The organism is Microbulbifer mixtoriginis (SeqCode), assembly GCF_052467515.1.
The window spans coordinates 2,409,748-2,436,345 of record NZ_CP174314.1 but is presented as its reverse complement, the minus strand read 5'-3'; the positions used below and the strand labels follow the sequence as shown (position 1 = coordinate 2,436,345).

Annotated in this window: 19 protein-coding genes and 3 pseudogenes; 14 read left to right on the top strand and 8 right to left on the bottom strand. The window is 41.8% G+C overall.

From position 1 onward, the window contains the following. Positions 1 to 410 precede the first annotated feature (410 nt). Positions 411 to 3,872, bottom strand: coding sequence for a hypothetical protein (locus ACJJIT_RS10335; protein ID WP_444897019.1), 3,462 nt, complete (start codon positions 3,870 to 3,872; stop codon positions 411 to 413). Positions 3,873 to 5,401: 1,529 nt separating this feature from the next. Here ACJJIT_RS10335 and ACJJIT_RS10330 point away from each other — a divergent pair. After that, positions 5,402 to 5,605: a transposase gene (locus ACJJIT_RS10330; protein ID WP_444897020.1), complete on the top strand. Its 204-nt coding sequence runs from the start codon at positions 5,402 to 5,404 to the stop codon at positions 5,603 to 5,605. Positions 5,606 to 5,930: 325 nt separating this feature from the next. Here ACJJIT_RS10330 and ACJJIT_RS10325 read toward each other — a convergent pair. Together ACJJIT_RS10325 and ACJJIT_RS10320 are read right to left on the bottom strand one after the other, a co-directional pair. Further along, a pseudogene (locus ACJJIT_RS10325) lies at positions 5,931 to 6,135 on the bottom strand (integrase core domain-containing protein); the annotation flags it as partial. A 264-nt stretch (positions 6,136 to 6,399) separates the two neighbouring features. Next, a pseudogene (locus ACJJIT_RS10320) lies at positions 6,400 to 6,531 on the bottom strand (IS481 family transposase); the annotation flags it as partial. A 1,375-nt stretch (positions 6,532 to 7,906) separates the two neighbouring features. On the opposite strand from ACJJIT_RS10320, the gene ACJJIT_RS10315 reads away from it, so the two are divergent. Then, positions 7,907 to 9,220 (top strand): alpha/beta fold hydrolase, encoded by a 1,314-nt coding sequence (locus ACJJIT_RS10315; RefSeq protein WP_444897021.1) that lies wholly within the window; start codon positions 7,907 to 7,909, stop codon positions 9,218 to 9,220. A 127-nt stretch (positions 9,221 to 9,347) separates the two neighbouring features. Here ACJJIT_RS10315 and ACJJIT_RS10310 read toward each other — a convergent pair whose 3' ends face one another. Both ACJJIT_RS10310 and ACJJIT_RS10305 read right to left on the bottom strand, forming a co-directional pair. Then, complete coding sequence (locus ACJJIT_RS10310) at positions 9,348 to 9,857, bottom strand: OTU domain-containing protein (protein WP_444898305.1); 510 nt, start codon at positions 9,855 to 9,857, stop codon at positions 9,348 to 9,350. A 310-nt stretch (positions 9,858 to 10,167) separates the two neighbouring features. Continuing rightward, complete coding sequence (locus ACJJIT_RS10305) at positions 10,168 to 10,416, bottom strand: hypothetical protein (protein WP_444898304.1); 249 nt, start codon at positions 10,414 to 10,416, stop codon at positions 10,168 to 10,170. A 2,142-nt stretch (positions 10,417 to 12,558) separates the two neighbouring features. On the opposite strand from ACJJIT_RS10305, the gene ACJJIT_RS10300 reads away from it, so the two are divergent. From ACJJIT_RS10300 to tnpA, 9 genes and pseudogenes are all read left to right on the top strand, one after another. After that, positions 12,559 to 12,921: a hypothetical protein gene (locus ACJJIT_RS10300; RefSeq protein WP_444898303.1), complete on the top strand. Its 363-nt coding sequence runs from the start codon at positions 12,559 to 12,561 to the stop codon at positions 12,919 to 12,921. Next, positions 12,902 to 13,405, top strand: a complete 504-nt coding sequence (locus ACJJIT_RS10295) for a hypothetical protein (RefSeq protein WP_444898302.1) — start codon at positions 12,902 to 12,904, stop codon at positions 13,403 to 13,405. Before ACJJIT_RS10300 ends, ACJJIT_RS10295 begins: the two co-directional genes overlap by 20 nt. 55 nt (positions 13,406 to 13,460) lie before the next feature. Continuing rightward, complete coding sequence (locus ACJJIT_RS10290) at positions 13,461 to 14,363, top strand: helix-turn-helix transcriptional regulator (protein WP_444897025.1); 903 nt, start codon at positions 13,461 to 13,463, stop codon at positions 14,361 to 14,363. A 301-nt stretch (positions 14,364 to 14,664) separates the two neighbouring features. Further along, a complete protein-coding gene (locus ACJJIT_RS10285) occupies positions 14,665 to 15,114 on the top strand; it encodes a hypothetical protein (RefSeq protein ID WP_444898301.1) in 450 nt (149 codons plus the stop codon). 47 nt (positions 15,115 to 15,161) lie between these two features. Further along, positions 15,162 to 15,374, top strand: a complete 213-nt coding sequence (locus ACJJIT_RS10280; RefSeq protein ID WP_444898300.1) for a hypothetical protein — start codon at positions 15,162 to 15,164, stop codon at positions 15,372 to 15,374. Then, complete coding sequence (locus ACJJIT_RS10275) at positions 15,374 to 15,736, top strand: hypothetical protein (RefSeq protein WP_444898299.1); 363 nt, start codon at positions 15,374 to 15,376, stop codon at positions 15,734 to 15,736. The genes ACJJIT_RS10280 and ACJJIT_RS10275 overlap by 1 nt, the downstream gene beginning before the upstream one ends. Beyond that, positions 15,730 to 15,963, top strand: coding sequence for an EscU/YscU/HrcU family type III secretion system export apparatus switch protein (locus ACJJIT_RS10270; protein ID WP_444898298.1), 234 nt, complete (start codon positions 15,730 to 15,732; stop codon positions 15,961 to 15,963). Before ACJJIT_RS10275 ends, ACJJIT_RS10270 begins: the two co-directional genes overlap by 7 nt. Positions 15,964 to 15,994: 31 nt before the next feature. Next, on the top strand, positions 15,995 to 16,462 hold the full coding sequence (locus ACJJIT_RS10265) for a type III secretion system chaperone (protein WP_444897028.1): 468 nt from the start codon (positions 15,995 to 15,997) through the stop codon (positions 16,460 to 16,462). Positions 16,463 to 17,135: 673 nt separating this feature from the next. Next, a pseudogene (gene tnpA, locus ACJJIT_RS10260) lies at positions 17,136 to 17,570 on the top strand (IS200/IS605 family transposase). A 214-nt stretch (positions 17,571 to 17,784) separates the two neighbouring features. Here the strand turns inward: tnpA and ACJJIT_RS10255 are convergent. Then, positions 17,785 to 19,863: an FG-GAP repeat protein gene (locus ACJJIT_RS10255; RefSeq protein WP_444898297.1), complete on the bottom strand. Its 2,079-nt coding sequence runs from the start codon at positions 19,861 to 19,863 to the stop codon at positions 17,785 to 17,787. 1,187 nt (positions 19,864 to 21,050) lie between these two features. Further along, the gene (locus ACJJIT_RS10250) at positions 21,051 to 22,067 is read right to left on the bottom strand and encodes an IS630 family transposase (protein WP_444897030.1); all 1,017 of its coding nucleotides are present in this window, start codon (positions 22,065 to 22,067) and stop codon (positions 21,051 to 21,053) included. Between the two features lie 309 nt (positions 22,068 to 22,376). Here ACJJIT_RS10250 and msrA point away from each other — a divergent pair, with 309 nt between their 5' ends. The 3 genes from msrA to ACJJIT_RS10235 all read left to right on the top strand — a co-directional run bounded on the left by msrA (position 22,377) and on the right by ACJJIT_RS10235 (position 25,439). Next, positions 22,377 to 22,916 carry a peptide-methionine (S)-S-oxide reductase MsrA gene (gene msrA, locus ACJJIT_RS10245; RefSeq protein ID WP_444898296.1) on the top strand — a complete coding sequence of 180 codons (540 nt, stop codon included), beginning with the start codon at positions 22,377 to 22,379 and terminating at the stop codon, positions 22,914 to 22,916. A 359-nt stretch (positions 22,917 to 23,275) separates the two neighbouring features. After that, entirely contained in the window at positions 23,276 to 23,911 is a 636-nt protein-coding gene (locus ACJJIT_RS10240; RefSeq protein ID WP_444898295.1) for a YopT-type cysteine protease domain-containing protein, read from the top strand. Positions 23,912 to 24,719: 808 nt separating this feature from the next. Beyond that, positions 24,720 to 25,439: a YopT-type cysteine protease domain-containing protein gene (locus tag ACJJIT_RS10235; protein WP_444898294.1), complete on the top strand. Its 720-nt coding sequence runs from the start codon at positions 24,720 to 24,722 to the stop codon at positions 25,437 to 25,439. A 311-nt stretch (positions 25,440 to 25,750) separates the two neighbouring features. Here the strand turns inward: ACJJIT_RS10235 and ACJJIT_RS10230 are convergent, their stop codons facing one another. Continuing rightward, positions 25,751 to 26,587: a sulfurtransferase gene (locus ACJJIT_RS10230; RefSeq protein WP_444898293.1), complete on the bottom strand. Its 837-nt coding sequence runs from the start codon at positions 26,585 to 26,587 to the stop codon at positions 25,751 to 25,753. Between the last annotated feature and the right edge of the window lie 11 nt (positions 26,588 to 26,598).

Below are 26,598 nucleotides of genomic sequence, written 5' to 3'. Positions count from 1 at the left end.
ATTTCAACTCTACTATGTTGCCCTTTAAGGTGAGTGGAGTTATTACCGCTGTGGTTGTTGTCAAAACCTCGAACAGAGGGGGGGGGGGTGCGCTCAGCCAAAACCGCCTATTATGTTGATAGGCATCTGGGTGAGTCAACTAAAGGTGTTTTCAGTCATTATTTTACTCATGAGACACTTAGGTGTTGAGTGTTGGAAAGCAATTAGTTACACAGTTAAAAATAAATCAATAGTATCACCATAGTGCTGGCTGGTTGTATCACTAGCCCCTGCCTCAAGAGAACTGTTGCTAGTTACTATATCGGGAATTCAAATTCGTCAGATCAGTTTGCTGCTAGCACCTTTTTAAGATGCGCTTATGAAACCTCTTGTTAACGAACTCATAAGCGCTTAATGAGGTATAAGAATATTTAATCAGTTACCCGTTCAAAAAGCCATTTAGTGCTTGTTGAAGCATTTGATAGATTCCCAGCAGCTGACATATATTTGTTGTTCATATAGACAGACTTAATAGTATTTGCTCCCCCGCTAAGTGACTCGAGCCTAAAGTGTTGAGAATAATTTGATTCAAGCTCTTGGTCATTGTTGGGAATAGCCCTAGTAAAAAATTTCTCCGTTAATGAGTTAGGTTGAGTAAGGATTGTATTCTGGCTAGCAGAAATTATTCGAAACTCGAGTGGGTTGACGGCATCGAGTATCCATATTTGTGAAAGATCATCATCATTGCGCGGCGATATATCGACAATATCATTGTCTCCTGATCTCTTGTCTAAATAATTTCCCGTTTCAACATTTTTAATTCGATACCTGTAACCATTGGTTAACCCGCTAGTGTAGGGCTGGGCAAAAACAATTTCAGACATTTGAACCCGATAAAAAGATGCACTTTTTGCGGTGGCACGTACTGCTTCAGCAGTTAAGTGGTACGGCAGTCCTCTCGTAGTTGTTGGGGTAGATGACGTTCTACGTTCGATGCCACTCCAGCTATCACTATTACCACAGATTGAACTATAATGACTTCCAGTGGATGTGAGAGGTCCCTTTTTTGATAGGTCTACCTTGTGCCTTCCCACGCAAAGTTTATTTACTTGACCATTATCAACATCAAGGCCAAAATTGGTGAAAGCATATGCTTTAGTGTTGTCACCATCTACAAAATTAAAATCATAAAAATGCATATTGCCATTACCGCTATACTTATCACATGATTCAACAGTTGAGTTGAAAATAAAGAATGGCTCTTGTGGTTTATATGTAGGTAGGATTTCTCGTGAAAATATACCTATTTTGAGGTTGGCATCCGTACCAGGAGCTCTAATTACTGATTTGGCCTTCATTCCCACAATGATGGAGTTTGAGGGAATCGCACAATCTACATCACCTGAAAAAGAAGGGGTTTGGCCGCGTGGCATTAGTAATCGGTTTCGAATTGGCATTTTGTTCAAGTTGAAAAGAACTTGCTCTTCTGACAGATAAGTTTTATCGAATTTATCTATTGAGTCGAAACACTGGGTTATTGTATTCAGGTTATTATCACATACGGATGAAAGATAAAATGCATCATTATTGATGCCGTCTACTTTTTCTCGCAAGGTGTCAATATCTGATATTAATCCCATTCTTATATAGTAATCTTTATCGGTACTGCTAATCTCTTCCTCATAGTATTTAAGGTGCTGACTAAGGCTAATTGCATAGTTTTCTGCAAAAGTGATTCTTCTTTGTGTTTCTTTGCTATATTTTACAGCCGTGGGGCTAACCGGTGTTTCTGAGATGTTCCCTAAAGTATTTTCTACTTTCAGGGTTAAGTTACCTAGATCGGAAATATTATTTACAGACTTGAAGTAGTTATTACTTCGTTCTCCGGATTCTAGTTTGGGTTTTAATGGGTTACATTGATTGCCATCGCATATCTCGACACTCTTTATTCCCAAATGATCATTAATGACTGCGTGCACTTCTATATTATTAGTAATTCCATTGTCACCATATAGCTGGAAAATATCATAGTTTTTCACTATTGGATACAGTGGGATTTGTTGAGTAATGGTTACAGTTGTTTTGGGTGGCAATCGTATATCCCAAAAATTAGAGCTGTTATTTTTTGAGGTTAGTTGCTCTACAAAATTTGGGTCATTAATTACGTTAAAATTGCTATCTGTAAATGTGAACTCAAAACTGGATGCGCGATCATTGTCGCCGCCAATAATAAAATCACCTTCTGAAGTACGATAACATAAGGCTGCATCTGTATAGCCACTGTTCTTGCAGTCTAGCTGGGTATAGGCTATATCAAATGCTTCCTTAATGGTTACCGACATGTCTGGTAATAAACTACCTTCATCATAGGCATGAACCCAGATATTGTGATTGAAGTCACTACCGTTCGCAGACACGCCTTTTACACTTATACGTGCGAGATCAGAATTGAATGAGTTAATAAGGGCTGACCAGTCCGCATTGTTATTGAGTTGACCTGTAGCATTGTTGAAGAGAGTCACTTTTGCACTTGCAATATTTGTGGCTAATCCAACTGCACCACCATTCGCTAAGTAATCTGTTTCCTCCACACTTAAGCATGATCCTTCTTCACTCCTTCCAAGTACAACTAGTCTCTCACTCTGACCAGCAGCTAGTGAGAACCCATTGCCTTCATAGTCAACGGTTCCCCATAATTGATCGCCAAAATATATATCCCAGAATGGAAATATTTGAGAGGCCGCGTCTGACCCAGTATTTGTTACCTTTAAAGTCAGTGCCATTGAGGAAAAGCAGCTATTTGAAACTTCAGTAGAAGTTTCACTGCTTAAAGACTCAAATGTGCTTGAGCCCGTCTCTATTGCCTCACTAGAGGACCATCCGGTGCTTTGACCGTAACCCCCACCGGTATTTACTCCGATGCTTAGGCCATCGGTACCAGCATTGCCTTCAAAGTTTAATGTAACAAACCATAGTTTTTCTTTGGTTTGACTATTTTCCTTTGTCTGATACTCACCGATTTCCTCGCCGACTTCGGTGCCGTTAGATTCACCAATTGTAGTCATATCATAAAGGGTTATGCCCTCGAGTGTTGTTACAAGTTGTGGCATTGCTCCAATTAGTGGGTGTGATGCTCCATGGACCGGTTGGGAGGCTCCAAAAATACCAATTGCCTCTTCTCGGTCACTATAAGGGTCAAAATCTGTGCTGTATCTAAAAGGGTCTGTAAAGAAGATTTCTCTAGCGGGGCCAAAAGAATCACTATTGATCATGATCGCCGCCATTACGGATGCGATGGTTCCATCTTCGCGGGGAGACCCGGTAATTACCTGATGTGTTTCCGGGTTGGCAACACCAAGTCCATCTAATTTACTGATAACATGGGAGCGGATAATATCGTACATCCCATCAACGATGAGAACTCTGAAGTCTTGCTCGCCTCCTGTATCGAGATTTGATAATTGTTGTGTAGTGACCTTTCCAGCAGCTTCGAGTGCTTTAATTGCCCACCTTGTAGTTCGAATAGTTATGCCGTTTAAAATGACATTATGTGAGGAGTTATCTCTCATATCTAGCCATATATCTGAGGGAACAGCTCTTTGTGCCCCTCTCAATAAGTTTCCATCATTATAATACCCGTAGACTTCAGTGAAATCTGTAATTTGGTCTTCGTCGCTATCGATAGATGGGTTAACTAGAAAATGATCCCGGTTAATTGTGCGACCAGTATCGGCCTCAATAAAATCTCTAAATTCATAAAATTCATCTGGATCAAGAATGCCATCTTGATCAGAATCGGAATTATTGGGATTTAACCCTATTAGTTGTTCAACATGATCTTCGAGCCCATCTCCATCGGAATCCTTCGCGAAACTTTGAGTGCTTAGTGTCATTATAATGCAGCTTAAATAAGCTAGCGATTGAGGTATTTTTTTCAAAATTAAGTAATCTTTTGGTAACATAATCATTAATTTTAATACAGTTGCTTAGAGGAATTTTGAATCTATTGGCCAGTATCAGTGTTATCTCATATGGTTGTCCCTCCTTGACTAATTTAAATATATTAAACATGTCCACCCCCTTCCTTTCCTTGCTCTGAAAGTCCCCGTGTGGGGGATGAAAATCAGTAATTATTGTAATTATGTTTTATTTTAGGTGTTGTTTCTTATTGGTGTTTTAACTATATATTTTTGGGTTTCTGGTTCTATCAATATTGGTCTTTTTTTTGGGGATGTAATCGATTGTATTTGTTTAATGAGGGGGCGAAGGTGGTCTTTTATAAAGCAAGTTGTTATTTCTTTGGGTGCTTTATGTGTGGCGGTAGTGTTTGCTTAATATTCAAAGTTTCATGGGGTCGTATTGTCTTCGGTCTGTGACTGGTAATACTTTCGTATTTACCAAAGAGATATGGATATGCTTTCTACTTTAGAAAAAGAATAAAGGCATAGGTAGAGTGTTGGGGTGAATAATAATGATCAGATCATTAGTATAAGTTCATCAACTTTGTCTGTGTGAGTTCGGACGATGGATGAAATGTTGCCCCCCCCCCTAACCTTTTTTGTGAATATAGTGCTTCTAGGGGTCTTAATTTTATTTTTAATTTTCTTTGTGGTTATCATTTATGTCTGCATTTTTCATGAATGGTTAGGTCACTTCCCTTTGGGGGTATGCATGTACCAATTACCATTCTTTCTCTCTATTTCTGACTTTTGGATCACAGAGATCGGTATTTATTTCTCTGCATGAATAAGGGCTTTCTGGTTCGAAAACTCACATCTTTAATCCAAAATAATTCCTTCCAAGTTTTTCTGAAAAATATTTTAGTTGTTATCTAGTGTGCAGGCTGTTTATACTGTGTCTTTCCTAGTAGCCAGGCGTTGTGTGTTCTTCGGTCTCAATAGATCGTCCACAGATGTAAATTACTTGAGGATATTCGACCCCTGTAGTTATTCTTCAAAACACTCCCATCAGTGCCCATCTTCTAGTCGGGAGAGGTGCTGACTCTACCAACTGAACCCTACTTTCCCAGCCACACTTATTATCTAAAATCAAGGATCATTAATATCTAAGGATTAAATGATGTGTATTGCAACTATTTTCGGATAATATGTTAATTTTACTTTCCATCTCTAGGCGAGATATCCCCATTGTGCCGGTGGGAATGCTCACAGTTGCTGTAAGCCATTAGGTTCTGATTTTAATTTTATAAATGTATAACCTGGAGAAGGAATCCATTCAAATCCCAGGCTCAGAAACAGTCCTTCCATTGGTACACTTTATTCGTTGCTTCCATATTTTTTAAATGCTTTTAATCAATTGGACTTTTTAACTAATAGCTAGTAGGTCAAGTTCAGCGGCGCTCGATATAAGACTTACCCAGGTTAAGTAGACACCCTGTATAGTTAGGTTTCGGCCTCGTATCATGGGAAACAAAAGAACTCAGGCGTATACAGAGGAATTCCGAATCGAGGCAGTAAAAAGGGCGGAAAAGCCTGGAGTGACAACGGCTTCTGTGGCACGCGAGCTGGGTGTCAGTGCACAGCAGATCTATAGCTGGCGCGGTCAATTTAATCGTCTCTCAGATAAGCAGCTCAATAGATTAAATGGTATCGACTACTCCAAGTAGGAAAGTGCAGTAGTCCGCAGGCTCACGAAGGAATTGCAGGAGGCGCGTAAGGGGGGCGAGTGTCTAAAAAGGCAGCTGCGTACTTTGCGAACCACTAAGAGTAAAGTACGCACTGATACAGGAGCATGTAGGGCTATTCTCGATTAACTTGATGTGTCGGTGTTTAAGGTTCTCAAGATTGGACTATTATTGGTGGCTTGGGAGACTGGTATCTTCTAGCGCTATTAGAAAGTTGCGGGTAGCTAAAAGGGTCCGAGTGATCCTACCCTTCAACTATAGTAGCTCAGGTTTGATCTGACAGTTACCGGTTTTTCAGGAGGTGCTATTTACCCTGATGGGTTCTCCAATTATTGTAATATGTGAGCCTTCGTCCAGATCCTTTTGTAACTCTTCTATTGATCCATAGATCTTGCGGCGTATGAAGGTTGGTAGAACGCTTGTAAAATGGTTTTATGGAAGCGTTCACAGATCCCATTTATTTGTGGATGCCTGGCTTTTGTCTTAGTGTGTTCTATTTCGTTCACACTTAGAGAGCCTCTGAATAACTCCGTGATACCCCTGGCATGCGGAGCGGTTCACAATCAAGGCGCGGCTTCGCAGGAATGTCTAGACCTTTCAAGAAGTCGCAACGCGGAGTGTGAATCGCTCTGCGAGCCCCGAAGGGCGGGCCTTGAAGGCCGCATCTGCTGCGTTGCAGCTCTTGCAAAGGGCTACGGCCATTCGCGGCGAGCTGCGCCTAACATCTGCAGCTTTCAAAACCCGCAGAGGCATTACGGAGTTATTCAGAGGCTCCTTAGATATAACTGATAATCGTGCTGTTCCAATTTGCCACAATACTCGGTACCACGATCAGTTAGGATGCGCAGCACTGGAAGATCATGTATGGCATAAAACGGTAGTATAAAGTCATTCTGGAGGTCCGCCGCGCCGAGATATCAGTCATTATCTAATGACTTACTATAACTGGGAGCGCCCCCACCAACGCAATGATGGGGGCACGACTGCAAAAGCGGAAGAAAAACTTAACTTATTTTCCGGAAACAGTTGGTCGCTACAGTCGTACTCTAGCTCCATAGGTTCTTTTCAATGATTGGCCTGGGCACGAGTGCCAAGGTAGATAGTGCCATATATAGATGTTGGGTGCTGAAGATACATAGAGAGGTTGTTGACCGACTGGTCACATTTGGAGTTGGCTTGGTAGGGCATAGATAGTTTTAGGTTAGCCTTTGGGCCACTTTTCTGGGAGGGGACAGGTGATGCAAGTGCCTCTCAGAGTGGGTGCAGCCTGAGGAGAGCTTTCTAAAAATATTAGGTTTTTTGGAGGCCTTGTTGCGGATTATGAATTGATCATAGGATGCCGTAGGGCCAGCGTAATAACACTTGCAATGACTAAAAAGCTATTTCCTTTAAAGCTTAGCCTATCACCGGTATTCTTTGAGGTCCGACGGGAAGTCTAGGCGTATCCAGAGCCCCCTGATTAATGTTTCTTTGTATCTAACAACAATCAAGTAAGTGATGCCAAAAAAGTAATACTCTGAGAACTTTTCTTTGAGACATCATCGATCATGTCTGATACGCGGAGTAGTAAGAGGGAGATAAAAATCAAGATATTCGACTTTCTATAATACTTTAAGCCTAATAATGCATGAAAAATAGACAATGTATAGTTTCTTCCTTTTTAACGTGACTTTAGTACCACCTATTAGTAGCATACGATGACTGCTCTTGGTCAGGCAGGAGCATCCGAGCTCCTCAAGTTCGTGGTACAAAATATTTATATCAGGCTAATAGGAAAGCCACTAACTAGATATTTTCATAGGTATTATGGGTAGTCAGCTACTCGAGTAGAACCAATGGGTCAAAAAATTACTTTGGATTAAATATGTCTTTTTGATGGCTGCTACGATTGTATAGACGCTTCTTAAGGGCTAAGGCTAGATGTGGCGAGTTGCGCTTTACACTTCAGCCCAAAGATGATCTGGGGTAATTTGGGACTCCTTAGGACTTTGTACAAGAATTGGTAAATAGGTTGTTGTGAATATATCAATTCAAATGTTTGGCGAGTTGGCTGTCTACCATGATGGTTCAGCGATAAGTTTACCTCGCTCCAAAAAAACCCGAGCAATCCTCGCGTTCTTGTTATTGGCTTCAAGGCCGCACCGTCGTGATCGTTTGTGTGAGCTCTTCTGGGATCTGCCAGATGATCCTAGGGCATCGCTAAGGTGGTCTCTTAGTAAGATCAGGCCTATTGTGAATGACCAGCACAATGCGCGCTTAAATGCAGATCGAGAAAGGGTTCGCATGGATACGGAAGATATTCATATTGATGTGAGGGAGCTAGCTTCAAAGCTTAAAGCTCCTGAGTTATCTTACAGTGAGCTTCTGTCAATTCATGATGAGCTAAAGGAGACTTTCCTAGACGGTATAGATTTGCCTGATCAGGAGCTTTTTCAGCAGTGGTTAGTAGCAGAGAGGGAGGAGGTGGGACGCTTGCGAGGGCAAACCTTATCGCGCTTGTCATCCCATAAAAACAGCCCGCCTCCAGAGCAATTAAAGTGGGCGCGCGATTGGGAAACGCTAGAGCCATTTAATCCTAACGCAGCAACTCAATTACTAAACAAGCTAGAAATGTTAGGGCGTATTGAGGAGGCTGATAGTATTCGCCCAAAACTTTTAGAAAGATTTAAAAGGGCTGGCATATCATGGACACCAAAGAATAACTTTGCGATAACTTATGAAAAAGGATTTAAGAAGCAGTCATTAGAACGTACATTAATTAAGAGCCAGAAAATTAAATTTTGTAAAGCATCAGATGGTGCTCGAATTGCCTACGCATCTATCGGTAGGGGAACTCCAATCATAAAAGCTGCGAACTGGTTAAGCCACTTAGAGTATGATTGGGAATCCCCAATTTGGAGCCCTTTGTTCCAAGCTTTATCCGCTGAACACCAGTTTATACGCTATGATGAGCGTGGAAATGGTCTATCCGATTGGAATGTGGATACCATTTCATTTGAATCATTTGTAACTGATTTAGAGACGGTTGTGGAAGCAAGTGGTGTTGATAAGTTCGCCTTACTCGGGATTTCTCAAGGGGCAGCTGTTTCTATTGAATATGCAGTACGCTATCCGGAGCGCGTTAATAAGCTGATTCTTTTTGGAGGGTATGCAGCAGGTTGGCGGACTGGGGCAACTGATAAGATCATTAAAGAGCGTGAAGCTATAATAACGCTTACAGAGTCAGGTTGGGGGCAAGACAACCCTGCATACAGGCACATCTTTTCGTCCACCTTTATGCCTAGCGCGAAAGCTGATGAGTTAGATTGGTTCGACGAGTTTCAGCGACTTACAACATCAGCGAATAATGCAGCCCGATTTCTTTCAGTTTTTGGTAGTATAGATGTTCGCGATAAACTTAAAATGGTTACTGTACCGACACTGGTTATCCACTCGCTGGGTGATCAAAGAATACCAATACAGCAAGGGATTGATATTGCAGCAAGCATCCCAAATTGCAAGTTCGTGGGTTTGAATAGCGATGGCCACCTTTTGCTTGGGCGTGAACCGGCTTCTAAGGTTTTTGTAAATGCAGTGAAAGAATTCATCTCTACTTAGCTCAAAGGAGGCGCAGATTTGTAAATCTCAATGCATGAGAAAGTTTCTTTTCGAGTATAAGGTTGACGGATCAAAGAGGGAGGCAAGCCTTCCTGGACAGATTGGAAACACAACGCAGCAATGCAGACTAAATAATTTCATTAATGACAAAACCTTGAGCTAATGAGTGGTTAGGATTATCTGCTACCCAGTCACCAAGTTTCTGTCGAAGAGATGCATAATTAATCTGAAGGTTATTTAAATATTTAGCTGTTGCTGCAAATAAGCAATTTCCATCTTCTGGGGCATTAGTTAATTCTAGCTGCTTTGCTTTTTCTAACTCAATCAAATCTGATGGATTCTTGACTACATTGTTAATTAGTTGATAGTGATTGTTGTCTAGGAATAAATTTACTGCAGACGAACTAGAAAACTCTTCACCTATCGCCAAGACCTGGTTGTAGCCAGGAGAAATTATATTGATAGGCCTTATTATACATTGAGGCAAAAGAGATGGGTGCATATCTAAAAGCTTGGTGTTCCAAGCTCCGCGCTTCTTAATATCATTTACACACTTATGTAAAGCTGATTTTTTTTGTATCGGAGAGGGTGGCTTTTCGATCGATGCAGAAGATGTTATTTCTGAGGGGGTTTCCATATGCTGACCACTATATACTCCATTGGTATCAGCAAAAACTATAATATACGATTTAAAAGTATATCTACGAAGTCTCTCAAAGCTTGATGCAGTGTTAGGTTCTAGTGTGCACTGTAGAGATTTCTTGGATGGTTTACTTGTATGGAAAATCTTAGGTGGACTAAAGTTAAAGGACAGCATAATTTATCCTGTTCATAATTATTAGATTCTTTAAGGGTGGTATAAAATTAATCAGTTCAGCGATTTTTGGGTAATCAAAAGTAGTAAATCTATATACGGTTGAATAAATTGACCGTTGTGCTAATTACCCTTATGATTTGCTATGCAAAATATCATTTTCAACATTCTCTACAATTTTTACAACTTCAGTGAGTTTTTCTGCAATATTTAAAGTGCTGGCCGCTCCTGTTATTGTACTTAGTTGTTGTAAAAAACGAATTAGTGCTCGTTTAGAAGTACTTGCATCAATAGGCGCGTCGCCCCCAGTAATAAAATTGGGGGAGGAAAGAGGTAAGCGATTAAAGTTTATATCTATCAATCTTTGCATATCTTTACGCACATGGCAGAACTCCCCCTGATACTGGTCGACAGCAATGTCAGCTGAGTACTTAGAATCTATTTTACCTGTGCTAATTATCTGGTTTACATGAGTTATTTTAGACATAAAGTAGTAATTTCAAACCTTAACTATAAGACCTGCTAAGCTAATCCTATGAAGATCTCGGGTATTTTACAAATTAAAAAACAATTTACGGCCCTCTATATCCATACAAAAGGTATATATAGGTGGAACCTAGTTATCATAGAGTGAAAATCCTATAAGTCATTTACTTGAGTTATGGTAACTAAATGCAGATTTTCCTGCTTTAGAATTCTTCGACGAAATTATTAGTTCTGGTCATTTTTAGTACCTCTGGTTACAGTAGATGCCAATTTCAAGTTTGTAAAAAATATATCGATTAAATAAAAAATATTCTAGCGTTGATTAACCAATATTCCGCAAAATATTTTACGGCAACTTTCGTGGGAGGCTTCCGCCATCAAGAATTAGGTGCCTCTGAACAACTTCATGATACCTCTGGATGCAGAGCGGTTCACAATCAAGGCGCGGCTTGGCAGGAATCGCTAGATCTTTCAATAAGTCGCAGCGCGGAGTGTGAATCGCTACGCAAGCCCCGAAGGGCAGGTCTTAAAGGCCACAGCTGTACAGCCATTCACGGCGATCTACGCTTAACCCTGCAATATTCAAGGCCTGCAGAGACATTGCGGAGTTGTTCAGAGACTCTCGAAGAGACTTCTGATTAAGGAGGTCTTATTATCGGACCAGCCTGGGCTGGATAAAAATTGGGCTTCTCACGAAGATAGCTTTAACTTTTGCACAAATCTCCCAAGTTTTTGTCTGAATTCCTCTGTGTACGGATTTCAGGCGCAATATCCCAAGGCAGCAAGATATTTTCTCCCTATCCATAAAATCGTAAAGCCTACCTGTAATTACAGGTGTCAAGTATTTTTCACCAACCCGCGTTATCGAGCATTATTGTAGCCAAGCTGACACTTGATATAGCGGAAGGGGTGACCCTAACCTGCATCTCTTTCTTTTCAACTTTACGAAGTGACATTTGACCTGGAAGGGATTTAGCTTGTTCGGTCTAAACGCTATGTACCAGCCCACCATTGTCTCTTTCAGATATTCCCGCTTTACCATACCGATGTATCCAGAATCACCTTAGGTGATGCAAATCCAAAGAGCTGGCAGCTGATGTGGTATCCATATGGAGATACTGATGATAGAGAGTGACAGTTTTAAATACAAATCATAAAGAAATCCGCAGATTAAGGAAGCTAAGATTATCTTTGTAGAACCTGCCAAATGGAAACACATGAACAGTATTGATGTCACGCTGAGTAAGTAGAGTATAAATCAGTCGCATCATCAAGACTGATAACTTGGCGGGGAGGCGGGGCAATCAAGGAGTGATAAAAATTTTCAGCTATCGGCCGTATAGCAGACAGAAGCTCGTAAAGAGCTGATCCCAATTGTTGATCACCGATAGGGTGTGGATGTTTGTGAGGTCGATGACTGAGTCGGGGCTGAAAACGGAAATGGAAGGGCACAGAACAATCAACTGATAGATTAAACGATACTTCAAACGCTAGATCAAATGGATACAGGGTTTAATAGGATTAAGTTGAATGAGGCTTAAATAGGTCAGCATAAATAACTTTGAGAGATATCCAGCGAAGAACAATAAACTGGGAAGTCTCGCTTCAAAAAAATGTACTACTTCAGCATGAGTTAAATCAAATTTAGAGCGATAGATGTGAAGCAGAATAAACTTTAAGCCTTGCAGGACACTTAATACGCGAAGTCAGACACACATATTAGTGGAGTGATTGAGGGGGCTAAGCTAGATGAAGCACTGTGCCACGAAACAGGGAAAAAAGTCTAAAATCAAAAAAAAAAACAGGAAAATCTAAAGCGTGAATTCTGATACTACGTAACATGGCTACTAAATATTGTACTGAAACAAGAATTTTCCCCGGGGCATTTAGCAAAGCCGAAAATTCTTACTGGGTCACTCGATAACATATAGATTTCGCACAAGATGTATACAAAACTGGTGTAGGCTCAAAGGAGACAGTATGACCGGAATCAATTGGGGCGAGCCTAAGGGTTATTAGTATGGCCTCCCAGAATAGTATGAAAGCGACCAAAAGTGAAGAAACTAACCTATCTGATAGTGGTGGGGATGTTTGGCTTTTTGGAGCATCGAAATTTCGCTATGACAGTGATGGGAATGTACGTGAAGCAACAGAAGGTGAGATTCTAGGTCAAACTCGAAGTTCGCCTACAGCTATGATTGCTGTGCTATCAGAAGGGTCCAAGTTACTTCTGTTTGATGCGAATGGTGCATTCGAACAAGATGTGGATGCAATTGCGAATCTCCATACTCAGGATGATCAAGCACCCGAGCAAATAAGTGAGGAGGTTCGTGCGGCAAGAGTAGCTTTGCGAAATAAGATGAGGGCGGATATCAACGCGGATGTATTTTCGCGTCTATGATGCAGGTAAATATTATCATAATGAAATTGAGGTTGCACCAGAGAAAATTGTTTCTGAGATGAATGGGCTACTTGTTGAGCATTTAGTGGATAAACAAAAAGCTGTTACAGATTTAAAAAGCAGGATAAATGCAGTAGATGGTTGGCTTCAAGAGCAGCTTTCACTAAAAGGCGAAATTGAAATGGTCGTAATGTATGACCTACATGAAAGACTCTATTTTGAGCAAAGGAAAGTGAATACTCTGGACCCTGCTTACAATCCCATGCCCTGGAAAAAATCATACAAAAATAACGCAAGTATTGCTGATTGGAGAGGTGTAGGGGACTACCAAACCCCGCTAAGTAAATTTTCCTCAGAAACTTTTCCTAATAATGCGCAGATAAACTTAGTCGATAACCTAAATAGTGCATTTCAATCTATGATTGATGATCTACACTCTCATAATAGTACAACAATTAACGCACTATCAAAGTCTATTGTATAGATATTGAGTTTGAGCGGTATATTTAAAGAAATAATTTTAGTGAGTTGTTGAAAGTATGAATATTGCCTTGAGTAAAGGGCAGGTATGCTGTTCAGAACGGGAAATAACTATTGAAAGTCACCATAGTGGTGATTTAATAGAATTGATTACTATTTCAATTCCTCAAGGAAAATCTGCTGCCTTCATATTTGCACCGGTTATTAATTTAGTCTTGATGGTAGCCGGTTCTGCAAGTATTACATATAACCAGTCCAAATTTGAGTTATCAGTTGGGCAGGTTTGGCTTGTTGGTTCTGATACAGACTTTAATTTGAGTAATAAAAGTGAGTCCCAGGATATTGTAGCTATTTGCGTTCGTATTCGTGAAGCAATGTTAGCCAGGTTCTATGACAGGTATGACAATGCGCTTATTCTCAAGAAACAGGCTGCTAAAATGGTGGAGTCCTCATTACCGAAGTATGCTTCCCCAATCATCTTTCCAAGCTGTGAGCTAACGAGAATAACTTTGGACTCCTTTAGGCTGCTAGGCCGATTAGACAATGATGGGTTAAATGCTCTTAAGCTGGAAGAATTGCTTCTCTTGAAACTAAATAGTGAACATGGGGAAATTCTTGCTGACGAACTGCTAAATAGGGTTAATCCTACACATGAAAAATTTAGAAGATTCATGGAATCTAACACTACGAAGAACTGGTCTGTGGCTACATATGCGAAGCAAATAGGCATGAGCTTGACATCTTTTAAAAAAATGTTTGGACAAGTTTATAAAGAAAATTCACCAAAAGCCTGGATTAACGAAAAGCGGCTCCGACACGCAGATATCCAAATTCGTACTACCAATAGAAGACTGGTGGATATTGCCCTAGAGAGCGGTTTTTCTAGTCAGTCGTACTTTACCCAGCTGTATAAGTCAAAATATGGAATATCTCCATCTGAGGCTCGACAAAAATGTACCTGAGATATTTTTTATCATGTCTATTTGGTTCTATAATAATAGGTAGTGCTGTACAAAAGACAAGTGATGCAGAGATAATTTCGACACTAAGTATTGGAGTGCAAGTTGAAAGCGTAATATCAAGTAAAGCGTCAGATGTTTTGTTTTAAAAATATAATTGCTTAGAAGGATTTCCCCCTTTTTCAATTGACAAACTATCAGCTAGAGATCTTCAAAGAAAGCTAGCGTTAGGTAATTATGATGTTGTCATTAGTCAATGGATTATCTCAGATCAGGGGGGTGTGCAACAAGTTGGGAAAGAAGGTTGATTGGTGAGGCATCTATTAATTGCTTTACTCTCAAGGAAAGGTATAACCTAGCAAATATTTCTGACAGGGATATTTTTTCGAAAGTAAAAACTATAAGCCATGTTGCTGATGACTCGTCCTTGAGAGTTGATCTAAGTTTGATAAATTTACATCCAAATGCTTTTGCATTTGTTGACTGTAAATCTATAAGTAAGTGTATAGACATGCTTAAAGAGGGCGATGTAGATGTTATTGCAACCAAGAGTTGGGATTCGATGCATTACATGGAGCATACGGTTCGGAAATATGATTTAGAGTTATACGAGGTGGAATTTTTTGAGCCTGGATGTTTCTATATGGGCTTGAATCCTCGAAGTCTTTCTCCAGAAGAGAGAGAAACGATAATGAATAATTTTAGTAAGCTTCAGGAAAATAGGAGTTGCTTGACAGCAATACACGATAATTAATTGTACGCATAGCCATTAATTTATTTTGTTATACTTAAGGGGGCTAAATGAACTCATATAACGGTCCGCCACTTGTTGTCACTCGTATCGTTGAAAATCCCAAGGCTATAGATAGTATCCAACGTCAAGTTGAGCTGCCCCCTTTAGGGGAATCAATGCTTCAGACAATAGATAATAGCCTTAAAGAATTTTCATCATTTTTGCATAAATATAAGAATCTAAACCAAAATAGAGCTAAAGTTATCCCGAAAGGATATTGATGCTAGAACATAAAAAAATGACAAAAGCTTCTTTAAATGTGAAGGAGGTGAGTAGGGTTTCTGAGCTGGCGAGCGCAATTAACAAGGATGAGTTTACTGAAGCTGGAACTCTAGAAGAGTTCAAGAGGTTTTCGATACACTTTTCTTTAGATATAACAAAGAAGGGAATAGCCCTTCTTTCATTGAGGTCACAACTTTCGGAGTCAGCAAGTGCTTCGATTAGTAATTCGAAAATATTGAAGAAAGTTGATAGAGAGCAGGAGCCAGTATTATCATCATTTGAATTCAAAGGAGGTATTTTAGAGTATGGTGCCAGGTCTTTAATTGACGAAGCCGGCATAGATCATAAGAATGTATGCTGATCTATACAAGCACGGGGCCTCCGTATGTAACTATGAAAGGTGAATTTATATTATCCTGGAAGATAAAAATTTTAGCAAGCAAGAATGATGTCCCAATTATTGAAAATGTACCCTTAGCAAGGGCGCTATATTCTAAGATAGGCGTTGATCAAAGTATAATCGATGAATTTGTTGAACCTGTAGCTGATGTTATTCGTTGGCTGAGGGCTCATGAAAAACAAGTTTAACTATTTAGAGATCTTATAAAGAGTACTCACTGTGAATTTAGATTTTCAAAGACTGATCCAGGATTTATCAATTAACTTACAGCAACCATTAATGGAGCCGGTAGAAGATTCATGTCGTATTTCTTGGGATGATATTGATATGCATATCTATCACCATGAAGAGAACAGCCGAGAGTTTGTAGTTTTAACTCTAGATATATGTGGCATACCCCAAGGTCAGGAGTTGCATTTCTGTAACTTGATGCTTCAAGCAAACTACCTGTGGATAGGAACAGAGTATGCAACGCTATCAATCAATCCAGAGTCACAAAAGGTAGTACTTTGTGATAAAGAATATTTTGAAAATATTGAGGTGGGTTCATTAGTAAAAAGGGTTAATGAACTGTATCAGGCGGCTATGTATTGGTATGAATTGATTACATCAAAAAATAACTCAATAAGTTCAGGAGCATTATCAGGTAATCTCAGTGTTGATAATAAGCTCGGTATAAAAGTATAACTTTTTGTGCACCTTGTTTATGAGGTGCGCAAAATACTACTGATTGGATGTTAATCAAGCTGTATATTGCATGATCAATAAATATCTTCAGATCGCTATACAATTGTCCTTTGCATAAAAAAGTTAAAATTAAAAGAATTTTTATGTTTTCGCTGTTGAAGTTCGAATAAATGACTATGGCGGTGCTTCGGATCATTATGCCGCTGAATGACAAACTAACAAAATTATGCCTCGATTTTCTCATATTTGAGATCATAGATGGCCCTGATAAATCTTACTGTTTAAATTTTGATTCAAAATTTAGCGTTTTATTTTATGAGTTACGAAATGAATATTTGCTAGTTAGTGTTAATCTGGAACTATCCATAGAGGGGTGCTCCTAACGAATGCTATGCGAAAGGGCTATGCATGGCCTGGGTTTGCAAAATCTATAATAGCTGACGTTGTAAAATATTTCGGTTCTCAGACCATTATCAAAAATAGCGTCTCCTATGAAGAATTTAATAAATTTACAAATTATCATTGTTCATTGTGTGAAAGTGTTTTGCCAAAGATTAATTAACAAATAGGTAAACCACCGCCTCAGTCGGTGAGACTAGACAAGGCTCCGCCGTTCCGGCGTGCAGAGTAAAATATGGCCTCCATGAACCGGCAAGTTCTTTAAGGAGGCCATATGCGAGATTGGCAGTGCCATGCTCACGTGAAACATTATTGCAGGTACCATGTGGCATTTGTGCCCAAGTATAGAAAGAATGCGTTATTTGGAGCATTGAGACATGAGATTGGAGCAATATTCCGAGACTTATGTCGTCAAAAAGGTATTGAGTTGGTCGAGGGGTACGCAATGAGGAATCACATTCATATGTTGTTAATGATTCCTCCAAGGTTAAGTGTTTCCAATACGGTTGGTTTTCTGAAAGGGAAATCTGCGATCCAGATATTTCGGAAGTACAGGCATGTGCAGAGAAATTTCACAGGAAGACACTTTTGGGCTCAGGGTTACTGAGTGAGCACAGTAGGTCTTGATGAGCAGATGATTCGAGAGTACATCAAGCATCAAGAGGTTGAAGAACGCCGGCAAGTGCAGATGCAACTGGCGGGGTTGTAAATAGCCCCCTCTGGGGGCTTTCACCATACCACCCGCTATGCGGGTGGTTGCTGATTTGAGGGCCGATCTTAAAAGCAAAGTTCTTACTAAATTCTTAGAATGCGATTTTCTTTGAAAGATACCAGACCTATAACCGAACTGCCTACGCAAGCGCCACTCCCCCCCCCCAATCCAAGAAATAAGATGGGGGATTTTACTGGGCGTCAGGCTTCTATCAGTATATATAAACCGCACCGGATCCCTCAGCTTGGTTATTATCCGGATCACCATTAATACCAGTAGAGCTACTGCTTTCATTGGGAGCCCCAATAGCCAGGGTATCGCCATCTGCACTGAGGTTGACGGAAAAGCCAAAAGCATCATTTGCATCAGTATTGCCTGCTTTCAAATATGTTTTCTGCAACCAGGTCCCATCAACTAGAGCAAACATATAAGCTGCGCCAGCATTTTCGGCATTGTTATTGTTTTGGTCTCCCCCTACACCCTTAGCGATACTGCCCTCTCTGGGTGCTCCAACTACCAGAGTTCGACCGTCGGCAGTCAGGCTAACTGATTCACCAAAATTGTCAGAGGCATCTGAGTTGCTGGCCTTGAGATAGGCCTGCTGCGCCCACTGGCCATCTGCACGGGCAAAGACATAGGCAGCACCAGAGTCTTTGGCTGCATTATTGCTTAGATCGCCATCAGTGCCTATGGCATTGCTGTCTTCATTATTAGCACCAACGGCCAAGATGTTACCATTAGCACTTAGGTCAACTGACAAGCCAAACTCATCGTCATAATCAGAGTTGCTCGCTTTGATATACGCCTGTTGCGCCCAATTACCATCCGTACGGGAGAATACGTAGCAAGCGCCCGAGTAAAGGGCATCATCATTGCTTTGCTCGCCATTAATACCCACCGCTTTGCTATCCTCTCCGGTCGCGCCAACAGCCATAGTTGTACCATCCCCACTCAAGCTGACGGAAATTCCGAATTCATCCAGAAGACCGGTATTGCTAGCCTTAATATAAGCCTCCTGCACCCAGGTGTCATCTATATGGGAGAAAACATATACCGCTCCTGAATTCACAGTATTGCCGATTTCCTGACTCTCATTGTTATCCTCTATTTGCCAAGTTCCACTCTCGTCAGGGATGCCAAGTATAACAGTTGGATCTGTTTGATCGCCATTGATGCCAGTAGTGCTGCTATCTTCAAAAGGCGCACCTACAGCTAGAAGACGGCCGTCATCACTGAGGCTTAAAGAGCGTCCAAATAAGTCATAGGGGGATGTATTGCTAGCTTTGATATAAGCATTTTGTGTCCAGGCACCATCTAGACGTGTAAAAACATAGACCGCGCCGGATTGAGGGGCGTCAGTATTGGTTTGATCGCCATTGATACCCGTTGTGCCACTGTTCTCATAGAATGCACCAACGGCTAAAGTGTTGCCATCCCCGCTCAGATCTAAAACACCGAAAAGACCCCCTCCATTATTATTACTGGCTTTGATATAGGCCTCCTGTACCCAGGCGTTATCTACCTGTGTAAACACATAGACCGCACCTGCTGGGCTAGTTCCATCTGGGTTGACTCCATCATCGTTCTCCTGGTCGCCATTGAAACCGGTCGCATCGCTTTCCTCTAAGGTAGCGCCTACTGCAAGGGTGTGGCCATCTGCGCTGAGGGCGATTGACACTCCGAAAACGTCCCTAATACCTGTATTACTTGCCTTGAAGTAGCCAATGCTCTCCACCAAGGTGTCGTTTACGCTAAGGGAGGTAGAATCAGTGCAAAGATCTTGCTCTCCCACCTTGTTACAAGCTTGCAGTATATATAGCGCATTTGTTCGGGCGTGCAGTGGGACTTGTACCTCAAGGGTCCCATTACCCTTGGGAATATCCTCGACTAAACGTGTGAAACCGGAAATTCCATCAGGATTTTCCAGCAGGTGGTAATGAGTAGCCCCTTCCGCATCGCTCCAATTAAAACGGAAAACCTTGATTGCCTCGAAGCTCAGAGTAAAACCCTGAACTGCTTCGGGGGCAGCAGGTGGGTCCTCAGCAGGTGGGTCTTCCGCAGGTGGGTCCTCAGCAGGTGGGTCCTCAGCAGGTGGGTCCTCAGCAGGTGGGTCCTCAGCAGGTGGGTCCTCAGCAGGTGGGTCTTCCGCAGGTGGGTCTTCCGCAGGCGACCCCGCTATAGTGGTATCTTCACCGCCAGTAGCGCCATTATTACCCCCTCCGCCACTACAGCCTGCAAGGGTGAATAGAAGCATAGCTATAGCCATGGATTTAAAAAACGGGATAGTCACTTTCATTAACTCTTATAGGTTTCACAAGGTTCAAGTATTATTAGATTTCACCCATATCTCATCTTTAGTTTTTGGTCATTATTTTGTTGATTTCTAAAGATTTCGGGAATAGATGGCCCTAATGAGTCATCGGGAATATCTATTGCCGCGTAAAGGTAAAAAAGGCCCAGGAATGAGCTACAAGTGAGGAGTGAAACACTCAGGCATCGAAAGTCTACAGAAGCTTCAGAGAGGTGGATATAGTATGCTGGGGGCAGGATAAATAATCAGCAGGTTAATACAATAAAGCACAATACATCGTCAGAACAAAATCAAGCTATTAATTCAGGGGTGGCGAGATTATCTTATTCGCATAGAATAGTACAAATTTACTCCAAATGTTCCAAGCACCTAGTTGACTAAAAACTCAGACGAAGCTTCCCGGTCGACGCAATTTTGTCTCCAGTGGGAACTTTGAAAAAACGTACTTATCACAAGCGGTGGACTAATTACTCCCAGTGAGCGAAGCAAGAATGTAACCACTGTTAGTTTAAGCCTGAATTACTAGAAAACAGGGAAAAAGTAAGTAATTCTAGCTCGTACATGTGGCGTCCTCTATGCAATCGAAGTCATGCGTCGCTTTGCTGGGGTGGCACTGACAAAGCCTATCCCGGATAAAAAAATCATCTTTAAGTTTTGCTATTTGCTTGAGACACAATAATTTGCTCGTCAACTCTTCACGGCTATTCACAAGCAGATCATAGAAAATGGCGTATTACTGAAAAAAGGATGCATCGTAGACGCAACAACTATCAGTGAACTATCAGTGCGCGCAGTTCTACCAAAAATAAGAAAAGCTCATAATCCAGAGATCTACAAGATCAAGAAGGGTGGGCAATGGTATTTGATATGAAACTTATTATTGGTGTTGATGATGAGACCGGAATCGTACACGCCGTTGGCACTACATCGGCGTGGAAATGTGGGAAGATCGAAATATGGTCTGTAACATAACGTTGAAGCCGAGCAAGCTAAAAATCTCTTCCGGAGAAAATTTGATTTCGTATAATGGAAAGAAGTACAGGTTGGGACCAAGCTGGAGCAACCCTTTCGCTATATTAAGACCAGTTTAGCTACAATAAGGCACGATATCATAGGTTAGTAGAAGCACTGAATGCTTGTGCTGACAGGCAGGATTTTCGAGCTTATTACCTAGGCAGCAGCAAAGAATACAGACGACTCTTGAAAAAATGATTTACAAGTTTTCTATTTTTCTTGATGCTCTGCAAATCTGCATTTGCACGACTCAGTAGTGTCTCACCTTTTTTCAGCGGCTTCTTTGAGGTCCCTATATTTCTCATATGATTCCAGACCAACTCATCTGGATTTAGGTCTGGTGCATATGGCGGTAAGAACACCACTTCAAGCTTGCCATCCTGTGAATCGATATACTCCAATACCTTTTTCGATTTGTGTACTGGGTGCCCATCAACAATGAGAATCACTGGTCTTTTCGGACTTCTCTGGAAATTTTTGAAGCATTCTACGCACTTTTCTGCCGTGAACTTTTCACTATAAATATGACACCAGAAGCCAACTCTGTTCGATAAAGCTGAGATCGCATTGATTGACTGTCTTTGACCACTCGTTTTTACCACTGGAGTTTTTCTTTTTTCTCCCCATGTCCTTTGGAGTGGATCGTCTGATCTGATATTAGCCTCGTCCAGCCAAAATATTTCTGCCCCAGTTTTTTTCGCATAAGATTTAATCTTTGGGTAGACTTCCTTTACCCATTTATTCACCGTCTTCTCATCTCTATCGTAAGCTCTTCGTAGAGGCTTTTGTGGCGTCAGGCCCAGTGTGCCGACACCAGAAATGCTAAGTTCAACCTTGAATCTCTCAAAAATCAAATCCGATACGATCTGACGTGTCCACAATCCGAAGTCAAAGCCATATTGCCTTGGATCGCTACCAATAATCCATCGCTTGACTTCCTTTTCTTCAATAGCTGATAGCTTTCTACCGCGTCCAGGTCTAATTTTTGGAGATAGCGCTTTAATACCTTTCTCCCGAGCAGTCCTTAACCATGGGAAAATAGTTCTGCTCCCCAGCCCTAAGCTACGACTAACCTCCGCCGCAGATTCTCCATCAAATACTCGCTGAACAGCAATTTTACGTATGAGGTGCTGCTTCTCAGTACTAAGTTTTCTGGCATCGTATTTCATGCAGTTTATATTGCCAGAGTGTACTGATTATTTCTGCCTGGCTAGTAAGTGCTCCCCCAAAAGAGTGAGCAGCTTGTTGCCTTCGGGTAAGCCTAAAATTGGCCTGTATTTGTGCTTGAAGTGCCTGTCGTATTTTTGGTGAAATGTAATCACAATCCGTAGAGATATTGTGAGATTATTTAAAGGCTCCCTCGGTTATCTGGGGCTCTTGGAGGCCGGTCCCCTCAACTTAACTTTAATTACTTTATGTCTAAAAGCGCCTAAAATCTAAAAATATTTATCCAATACCCAGTGGGACCCACTTTGTAAATGGCAACACCATTAAAGAGCCACTCCCCGAGCACCTGGAGGTCGCCATTTTTGGTATGGGGTGCTTCTGGCGCAGAGCATGGGTTCTGGGATACGGATGTTGTCTTTGCCACTGCCGTAGGCTACACCGATGGCGCCACTGAAAACCCGAACTACGATGAGGTCTGCACCGGTCGTACCGGGCATGCGGAGGTGGTAAAAGTAATCTTTGATCCGAAAAAGGTGGGCTATGTAGAGCTCCTGCGTATCTTCTGGGATCACCACGACCCAACCCAGGGGATGCGACAGGGTAACGATATCGGCTCCCAGTACCGTTCCTGTGTTTTCTGGCTGAATGAAAGCCAGAAACAGGAGGCGGAAGCAAGTAGGGCGGCTGTGCAGGAGGCGCTGGATGCTAAAGATCGCGGTCAATCACCACTGAGATCAGCATGGCCCAACCGTTCTACTATGCCGATGAATACCACCAGTGGTATATGGCTAAGAAAGAAGACGCTGTTTGCCCAATTCTTCGCAACCCAATGCACGACTAAACGTTGTTAGATTGCAGAAGCAGGCGGCGCGGTGAGTGCTGCCTGTTGTTGTGACGCTTAGCACAGTTAATTCCCCTCCACTTTTTTGTCTTTTTCCTGTCTTCTCTGAATTTGCTTCCCTGTATTTGGTTGTCGTTAAAATATGACCAAAATCTAAAAACTTGCGCCCAAATCATAAAGTCGGCGGTGGGGTTGGCGCGTAAAGTTCCAACTCCTGCGTCGGAGAAAAGAACCCTTGAGCCTCACTTTCACCTTGAGCAGAAATGGTTACGGTTAATAAGGGGGCCGTTACAGATTTCACTCTATCCGCGTAGTTATTCAGAGGCTCCTTAAGTACAGAGTCACAATAATTTTTTCGTAGGACCTTTTATGTACAGCGTTTACTCTATGGCGTGCCAGTTGGGTGGAGTATGTACTTGGGATTTTTCCCAATCATTTCCTGTGTTGAATATCCGACAGATTTCTGGCAGTGGAATCTGTTTGTCGCTGGTTTCACACTGGATTAAGTATCATGCTTATGACGACTCTTTAGTAAATCACTTGGGTGGCGTTTGGGATCAGCGAAGATTTATCCCTTTCAATATGGGGAAATACCAACGAATAGCGGCACAACAGCAAGCCTGGCAGCAAAGTGCCAACTGGGAAGCTTCTCATAGGGCATGGTTACTTTTAAATCGGTTGAGAGTGCTTTCTTCAGCTACCGGAAGATCAAACAGGGATTCCTTGCGACAGCGGCTTAAACAGATTAATGGAGCCTATGCGTTAATTGAAATGCGCTCTAGTCGAGACGAGAATCCGGGCGCTCATGCAGTAGCTGCTTGGGTTGGTGCCCAGTCATTTGGCGGGCAAAAGCAGGATGCTTGTTTCTTTGATCCGAACTTTGGGGAGTTTTGGTTTGAGGATAAAGAGGATTTTTACTTCTTCTTTCACTTGGTCAGTAATATGCATTATCGGGCGGAACATAAATTCGATTCATGGCAGATCGATAGGATATGGAAAAGCTAGCTCTATTCATAAATTGGTTCTGCTTAGTGTTGCAGGAAGTATTTCATCTCGTATAGAGTTTTGGGGTTTGCTTAAGATGGTTGGAGTTCTGGCCATCTTACTTTCCCCATACAAAACAACCCAATCTGCATGTATTTTCCTTTCCCTAAAGAAAGTCCAAAACCTAAAAAAATTTGCCCAATATCTAAAGCGCTACTTGATAGAGCCGACACAATATAGATCTAAAGAGAGAGCTATTCTTTTGGTTTTTAGGGATGAATTACCCTTTAAGTTGGAGGTTGAGAGGGTGGAAAATTGTCCGGTAAGGGGTAAGTGTGGTTTAAAGCCATGGAGGCGCAATTCTTTCCATATAACCAAATTCATTATTTCAGGTTTGGCATATTTAACTTTTACTGTTTTAACAGTGCGCTGGATATAGTGGGCGTTAAGTCTGGGAAAGGGAGTGTTAGAGAAGTAAATTTTGCTGATATTGGAATTACTTAGATCCTGTGCGGGTATTGGGCTGTGAGTAGTTGCTTGTCATAATTGGTTATAAAGAGATATTAAAAGTACAAAATTGGTGATGTTGATCAATTTGGCAATGTTCATTTGAGTCAATGGGTAAAGGATTGATTGACCTATTTTATTGTTGTTGGGTTGGCGTAAATATAAGAGTGTGTCAATCTGCGCACCCCATTTTCTAAGAGAGTTATCAGTCCTTGTAGGTAAAAGCCTCTGGCTAGGTGCGGATCAGTATTTATTGTAGGTTTTTGTTCGAATTAAAATAGATGATTTTTGGATTTTAATTGTCTGTTGGGAGGTTGCTTGTATGCGTGTTAGTACAATTGCCGAGCGTCATCGAGGGCAAAAAATTTGGGGTTTTTCCCAGGGTTCACTAAGAGTTTGGGTGCACTATGCAGGATTTAGCATGTTTGGCATTTGTGGAGCCTTAACTGCACATTGGATACATAGTAGGGCTTCTGAAGGGGTATCTCTATCAAGTAAATTGGGCTTGTATGAAAAATGGAAAGTTGGAACAGATCCATTTACATTTACTCGACTTCGCTCTCTAAATATTCGTGAATTAAGAAGTGTTGCCAGGTATCAGTGGGGGTGGGCACACGATAAAGATAATTCTTATATGAATAATGTAGGGGCGTGGCTGAGAGAGCGTGGGGTATACCCAGTACCTGGGCTTGGGGATGATTCCAATATTCAAATAGTTAATCCTGGAATTCAGCCTTTATCAATGACCGATTTTTTAATAACATCATTAGATCAATTAAACGATCATTACGTAATAATCACTGTGTCAGGTAAAGTCTTTGGGCACTTTTCAGCGGCCCATGCTGTCTCCCTCTATATTGGCCCCGCTGGGATGGCTCAACAGTGCACTTTTTTTGATCCTAACCATGGAGAGTACTGTTTTAATAACAAACAGGATTTTTTTAATTTCTTTCGCGAGTATTATCGGCGGAAAATCCTGTCGAATGGATTTGGTTCCCTAGGTCTTTCAGATCGTTGGCGCACCCATGTTTACACCTTATAAAGTGCAGAGCGGCGGGGTGTTATGAGGGGGCTTCCTCTAACATGTTATGCGGTAAAGAGGTGCTGCTGGATATCGGTTTAATTAATTTTATAGTCTTTATGAGTAAAAATCGTTGCGAATTCTCTGGTGCCCGACTGAATAAGCATCAAATAGCCCAATTACCGCCCATGCAGGAGTGATCTGACTTGGAGATGGGGGGGTGGGCATTTAAGCAATAGTAAAAACCGTCACTGGCTCATTAGCTTTTTTTTATATATACAGTTTGCATGTGCCTTCTCACACTGCTGTATTTAAGTTCCATGACTCCTATTTTATCTCCACTGATGTGCGCACCAATCACTCCAACTCCCTGGATAGAGTAGTGAGTCGTGGCGACCAGCTAAATATTGTGCATAGAAATTAACGCAGGCAGTAACTCCGGAGCCACAGTAATTGAGAAGTGGTTTACCATCTTCCAAGTTGCCAAACTGTGATTTAAGTTCGGCAATAGATTTCACTTTCCCATTGTTTTTGTCAGTAATATTTTGCCAGGGCTGGTTGATTGCGGTGGGTATATGTCCGGCAATCGGGTCGATAGGCTCTTCAATTCCTTCAAAGCGCTGACTGTCCCGGGCGTCTACTAACTGCCAGGGTGCTTTACCCAGGTTTTGTTTGATGGTCTCGTAATGAACCAAGAGATTTTCTTTTGGTTGTGCGCTGAAGTTTCCTTGCCTGGATCGAGTGGGCTCGCTTGTGTCCAATGCCTCCCCTGCATCGAGCCAGGCTTTTAGACCGCCATTCAGAATGCTGATTTTCTTGTGGCCAAAGAAGAAAAACAGGAACCAGGCACGGGCAGCGAAACCCAGGCGGGTGTCGTCGTAGACGATTACCTGTGTGTCACTATCGACTCCCAGATTGCGAGCGTAGTCCTGGAACTGTGCAGCACTCGGCATTGGGTGGCGGCCGCCGTAGCGTTGCACGGAGGCAGAGAGGTCACGATGCAGGCAGGCGTAATGGGCATCGGGAATATGGCCAGCCCGATAGTCCCGCTCACCACTATCGTGATCCGCCAGGCTATAGCGGCAGTCCAATATTACAGGTTCGCCGGTCTTTTTGAGCTCTACCAAATCCGCAACTTCAATCAGGGCAGGGTTGTTGTTGCTCTCCATCGGCCTCTCCT

What these genes read in the sequence shown, in the direction of transcription:
- ACJJIT_RS10335 (WP_444897019.1), bottom strand. Translation starts at nt 3,872, where the DNA reads ATGACACTAAGCACTCAAAGTTTCGCGAAGGATTCCGATGGAGATGGG.
- ACJJIT_RS10330 (WP_444897020.1), top strand. Translation starts at nt 5,402, where the DNA reads ATGGGAAACAAAAGAACTCAGGCGTATACAGAGGAATTCCGAATCGAG.
- ACJJIT_RS10315 (WP_444897021.1), top strand. Translation starts at nt 7,907, where the DNA reads ATGGATACGGAAGATATTCATATTGATGTGAGGGAGCTAGCTTCAAAG.
- ACJJIT_RS10310 (WP_444898305.1), bottom strand. Translation starts at nt 9,857, where the DNA reads ATGGAAACCCCCTCAGAAATAACATCTTCTGCATCGATCGAAAAGCCA.
- ACJJIT_RS10300 (WP_444898303.1), top strand. Translation starts at nt 12,559, where the DNA reads ATGAAAGCGACCAAAAGTGAAGAAACTAACCTATCTGATAGTGGTGGG.
- ACJJIT_RS10295 (WP_444898302.1), top strand. Translation starts at nt 12,902, where the DNA reads ATGTATTTTCGCGTCTATGATGCAGGTAAATATTATCATAATGAAATT.
- ACJJIT_RS10290 (WP_444897025.1), top strand. Translation starts at nt 13,461, where the DNA reads ATGAATATTGCCTTGAGTAAAGGGCAGGTATGCTGTTCAGAACGGGAA.
- ACJJIT_RS10280 (WP_444898300.1), top strand. Translation starts at nt 15,162, where the DNA reads ATGAACTCATATAACGGTCCGCCACTTGTTGTCACTCGTATCGTTGAA.
- ACJJIT_RS10275 (WP_444898299.1), top strand. Translation starts at nt 15,374, where the DNA reads ATGCTAGAACATAAAAAAATGACAAAAGCTTCTTTAAATGTGAAGGAG.
- ACJJIT_RS10270 (WP_444898298.1), top strand. Translation starts at nt 15,730, where the DNA reads ATGCTGATCTATACAAGCACGGGGCCTCCGTATGTAACTATGAAAGGT.
- ACJJIT_RS10250 (WP_444897030.1), bottom strand. Translation starts at nt 22,067, where the DNA reads ATGAAATACGATGCCAGAAAACTTAGTACTGAGAAGCAGCACCTCATA.
- msrA (WP_444898296.1), top strand. Translation starts at nt 22,377, where the DNA reads ATGGCAACACCATTAAAGAGCCACTCCCCGAGCACCTGGAGGTCGCCA.
- ACJJIT_RS10240 (WP_444898295.1), top strand. Translation starts at nt 23,276, where the DNA reads ATGTACAGCGTTTACTCTATGGCGTGCCAGTTGGGTGGAGTATGTACT.
- ACJJIT_RS10235 (WP_444898294.1), top strand. Translation starts at nt 24,720, where the DNA reads ATGCGTGTTAGTACAATTGCCGAGCGTCATCGAGGGCAAAAAATTTGG.
- ACJJIT_RS10230 (WP_444898293.1), bottom strand. Translation starts at nt 26,587, where the DNA reads ATGGAGAGCAACAACAACCCTGCCCTGATTGAAGTTGCGGATTTGGTA.